At 65.4% G+C, this 4,093-nt stretch carries 4 protein-coding genes; 2 read left to right on the top strand and 2 right to left on the bottom strand.

Annotated features, from left to right (window positions below; genetic code table 11):
• Positions 1 to 583 (bottom strand): amidohydrolase (locus JOZ76_RS26820; protein WP_291703784.1); only part of this gene is annotated, 583 nt, incomplete at its 3' end.
• Between the two features lie 181 nt (positions 584 to 764).
• Here JOZ76_RS26820 and JOZ76_RS26815 point away from each other — a divergent pair.
• Together JOZ76_RS26815 and JOZ76_RS26810 are read left to right on the top strand one after the other, a co-directional pair.
• On the top strand, positions 765 to 1,403 hold the full coding sequence (locus JOZ76_RS26815; protein WP_291703782.1) for a DUF6151 family protein: 639 nt from the start codon (positions 765 to 767) through the stop codon (positions 1,401 to 1,403).
• Positions 1,400 to 3,019: a GMC family oxidoreductase gene (locus tag JOZ76_RS26810; RefSeq protein WP_291703780.1), complete on the top strand. Its 1,620-nt coding sequence runs from the start codon at positions 1,400 to 1,402 to the stop codon at positions 3,017 to 3,019. Before JOZ76_RS26815 ends, JOZ76_RS26810 begins: the two co-directional genes overlap by 4 nt.
• 193 nt (positions 3,020 to 3,212) lie before the next feature.
• Here the strand turns inward: JOZ76_RS26810 and JOZ76_RS26805 are convergent.
• The coding region (locus JOZ76_RS26805) for an ABC transporter substrate-binding protein (protein ID WP_291703778.1) at positions 3,213 to 4,093 on the bottom strand (881 nt) is incomplete at its 5' end.

Raw genomic sequence — 4,093 nt, 5'->3', positions numbered from 1 at the left:
TGATGTCGACGGAGTCAGTGGACGCCATGATCGGACCCGGACGGATCCCAAAGGAGCCGATCGGGATGCCCGGACCGTTATGCATGCCGTAGACCTGATCGATGCCAAAACGGTCCATCAGGCCGTCGTCGATCATCGCCTTGGCGCCCGCGCCGCCCTCTTCCGCGGGCTGGAAGATCACCACCGCGTCGCCGGAAAAATTCCGTGTCTCGGCGAGATAGCGCGCGGCGCCCAGCAGCATCGCGGTGTGGCCGTCATGGCCGCAGGCGTGCATCAGGCCCGGCGTCTTGGAGGCATAGGGCACCCCGGTCGCCTCCTGGATCGGCAGCGCATCCATGTCGGCGCGAAGCCCGATCACCTTGACGTCGCCGTTGCCGGCGGGCTTCTTCCCCTTGATCACACCGACCACGCCGGTCTTGCCGAGACCCGTCGCCACCTCGTCGCAGCCGAACTCGCGCAGGCGATCGGCCACGAAGGACGAGGTGCGGAGAGTGTCGTAGAGCAGTTCCGGATATTGATGGATGTCCCGCCGCCAGGCTTGAATGTCGGAATGCAGATCGGCGACGCGATTGACGATGGGCATGAGGCTCTCGGATCATGTTGTGAAGGAGTTTTGACCTGTCTAGCATGGCGCTCCAGCCGACCCAACCCAGGCGGTCGGCCGGACCAGCACCATCGATCCCGGCAGCAACGACCCGAATGGCTTCCGCGCTTGCTGCAGCATCGAAGCTGTGCCAACGGTTCGCACCCGAAGGGACGGAAACATGAACATCCAGGCCGAATTGCGCTGTCGATGCGGAGAAGTGCGCGCGCTGGTGAGCGACCCCTCGCCCAAGGCCGTCAATCGCGTGATCTGCTATTGCGACGACTGCCAGGCCTATGCGCATCAGCTCGGCCGTCCCGACCTGCTCGACGTCCACGGCGGCACCGACGTCGTGCAGGTCGCCCCCGCATCCCTCACATTCGTCAGAGGCCAGGACAAGATCGCGGCGCTGCGACTGTCGCCCAAGGGGCTATTCCGGTGGCATGCGCGCTGCTGCAACACCCCGGTTGGCAATACGCTGACGCCATCCATTCCCTTTGTCGGCGTGGTCGCCCAGGCCTTCGAAACCGATGGGCAAAATTTGGATGCGCTGTTCGGGACTCCGGTCGGCACGAATCTGGGAAAGTTCGCGATCGGAAACGTCCCGGGCAAGACCAACGGAGTCAGCCTGTCGCTGCTGCTCCGCATTCTGCGCCTGGTGCTTGGCTGGCGCCTCACCGGAAAAACCTGGCCGCATCCGTTTTTCGAACGCGGCAGTGGCGCGCCGCGTTATCCCGTCATCGTGCTGTCGCGCGAACAGCGCGACGCCTTGCGTCCCCTCTGCGGCCCGCGACCGCGGCCTCTGACGTCGGTCCAATGAAGCAGCTGGAAGGCGAGTTCGACTATATCGTTGTCGGCGCCGGTACCGCGGGCTGCATCCTCGCCAACCGCCTGTCGGCAGACCCGCGTCGCCGGGTGCTGATCCTGGAGGCCGGCGGTAAGGATAACTGGATCTGGTTCCACATTCCGGTCGGCTATCTCTTCGCGATCGGCAATCCGCGCTCGGACTGGATGTTCCGCACCGAAGCGGAGGCCGGCCTCAACGGCCGCGCGCTGGCCTATCCGAGGGGCAAAGTGATCGGCGGCTCCTCGGCGATCAACGCGATGATCTCGATGCGCGGCCAGGCCGCCGACTACGACCACTGGCGCCAGCTCGGACTCGCCGGTTGGGCGTATCAGGACGTGCTGCAGGCCTTCAAACGGCTGGAAGATCATTTCCTCGGGGAAAGCCAGCACCACGGCGCCGGCGGCGGCTGGCGCATCGAGGCGCCGCGGCTGTCCTGGACCATCTTGGATGCGGTCGGCGAGGCCGCACAGGAGATGGGGATCCGAAAAATCGCCGACTTCAATACCGGCGACAATGAGGGCGTCGGCTATTTTCACGTCAACCAGAAACGCGGCCGCCGCTGGTCATCGGCGCGCGGTTTTCTCAAGCCGGCGCTGCACCGTCCCAATTTGCGGCTCGAGACCCATGTGCTGGTCGATCGCCTGCTGATCGAAAACGGCCGCGCGGTCGGCGTGCGCTTCCTGCAGGGCGGCGAGGTCGTCGAGGCGCGCACCAAGGGCGAGGTGATCCTGAGCGCCGGCGCGATCGGCTCGGTCCAGGTGCTGCACCGCTCCGGCATCGGTCCCTGGGAATGGCTATCGCCGATCGGCGTCGATGTCGTGCTCGATCGCCAGGGCGTCGGACGCAACCTGCAGGACCATCTGCAGCAGCGCGCGATCTACAAGGTTTTCGGCGCGCGCACCTTGAACGAGACCTATCATTCGTTGGCGCGGCGCGGGCTGATGGGGCTCGATTATGCGCTCCGCCGCCGCGGCCCGCTGACCATGGCGCCATCGCAGCTCGGCATCTTCACCCGCTCCGATCCGTCGCGCGAACGCGCCAACATCCAGTTCCACGTGCAGCCGCTGTCGCTCGACAAGTTTGGCGATCCCCTACACCGCTTTCCAGCCATCACGGTGTCGGCCTGCAACCTGCAGCCGACCTCGCGCGGCATCGTGCGGATCCGCAGCCGCGAGATCGCCGCAGCGCCGTCGATCGCGCCGAACTATCTGTCGACCGACGACGATCGCCGGGTCGCGGCCGATGCGATCCGCACCACGCGGAAGCTCATGCGACAACCGGCGCTGGCGCGTTATTCTCCGAGCGAATTCCTGCCCGGCCCGTCGGTCGGCGACGACGATGCCTCGCTGGCCAAGGCGGCTGGCGATATCGGCACCACGATCTTCCATCCCGTCGGCACGGCGAAGATGGGACTTGCCAGCGACCACACCGCCGTCGTCGACGAGCGGCTCAGCTTTCATGGCATTTTGGGCCTGCGCGTCGCCGATGCCTCGGTGATGCCGACGATCACCTCGGGAAATACCAACACCCCGACCGCGATGATCGCCGAGAAGGCCGCCACAATGATCATCGAGGACGGTAAGCGGTGAATTGACTTCGATCGTTCTACTTGCGCGACTGTCAGTTCTCCCCTCCCCCTTGCGGGGAGGGGTCGGGGGTGGGGTCCCCGGATTCAGTTCGCTGTTTGGTACCCCCCCTCCCCAGCCCTCCGCCGCAAGGGGGGAGGGGGAGCGCACCGCCGCCGTGGCAGCAGCGAAGCGCGAGCGGTGGAATGCAGTGTCCCTACTCCCACGACCACGTGGAAAAATCGTTCTCGAATTGCGGGACCTCCTTCCACACGCCCTTCAGCTGCTTGCTGACGACCGTGGGCCATTGCGGCTGGTAGAGGAAGCCGGCGGCCGCATCGGTTGCCAGCATGCGCTGGGCATCGCCGAGCAGTTTGGCGCGGCCGGCCTCGTCCGAGCTCGTCACGATCTGCTTGTAGAGCGCGTTGAAGGCTTCGGAGTTGTAGCCGAAGTAGTAGTCGGGCTCGGTCCACTTCACGAGATCGAACGGCTCGACATGGGAGACGATGGTCAGGTCGTAATTATGCGGCCCGCCCGGCGCGAAGACCTGCGACAGCCATTGCGCCCATTCGACGTTCTCGATCTTGGCGGTGATGCCCACCTTGGCGAGCTCCGCCGCGAGTATCTCCCCACCCTGTCGCGCATAGGGCGGCGGCGGCAGTTTCAGGCTGACCTCGAGCGGCGTGGCGACGCCGGCCTCCCTGAGCAGCTTCTTGGCGTTCTCGGGATCGTAAGGGTTGATATTTGTGGTGTCGACATAACCGAGCGAGCCCGGCGTGTAGAAGCTGCCGATCGGAATGCCGAAGCCGTCGGCGGCGCCATCGATCATCGCCTTGCGATCGATCGCGGCGAGAATGGCGCGGCGCACCCGCACGTCGTCAAACGGCTTCTTCTTGTTGTTGATGGTGACGATGGTCTTCGCCTTGGAGCCGCCGATCAGCACGACGAACCGCGGATCCGTCTTGAACTGCTCGACGATGCGCGTCGCCACTCGGGGAAACGCGTCGACATCACCCGCCAGCAGCGCCGCCGCTTGCGCGGCGGGATCGCTGATGAAACGGATCGTGACCTTGGCGAGCTTGATCGCCGACGCGTTGC

The sequence above is a fragment of the Bradyrhizobium sp. genome (assembly GCF_019244115.1).
Classification (GTDB): domain Bacteria; phylum Pseudomonadota; class Alphaproteobacteria; order Rhizobiales; family Xanthobacteraceae; genus Bradyrhizobium.
The sequence above is the reverse complement of the archived record's forward strand: the minus strand, read 5'-3'. Positions and strand labels throughout refer to the sequence as shown.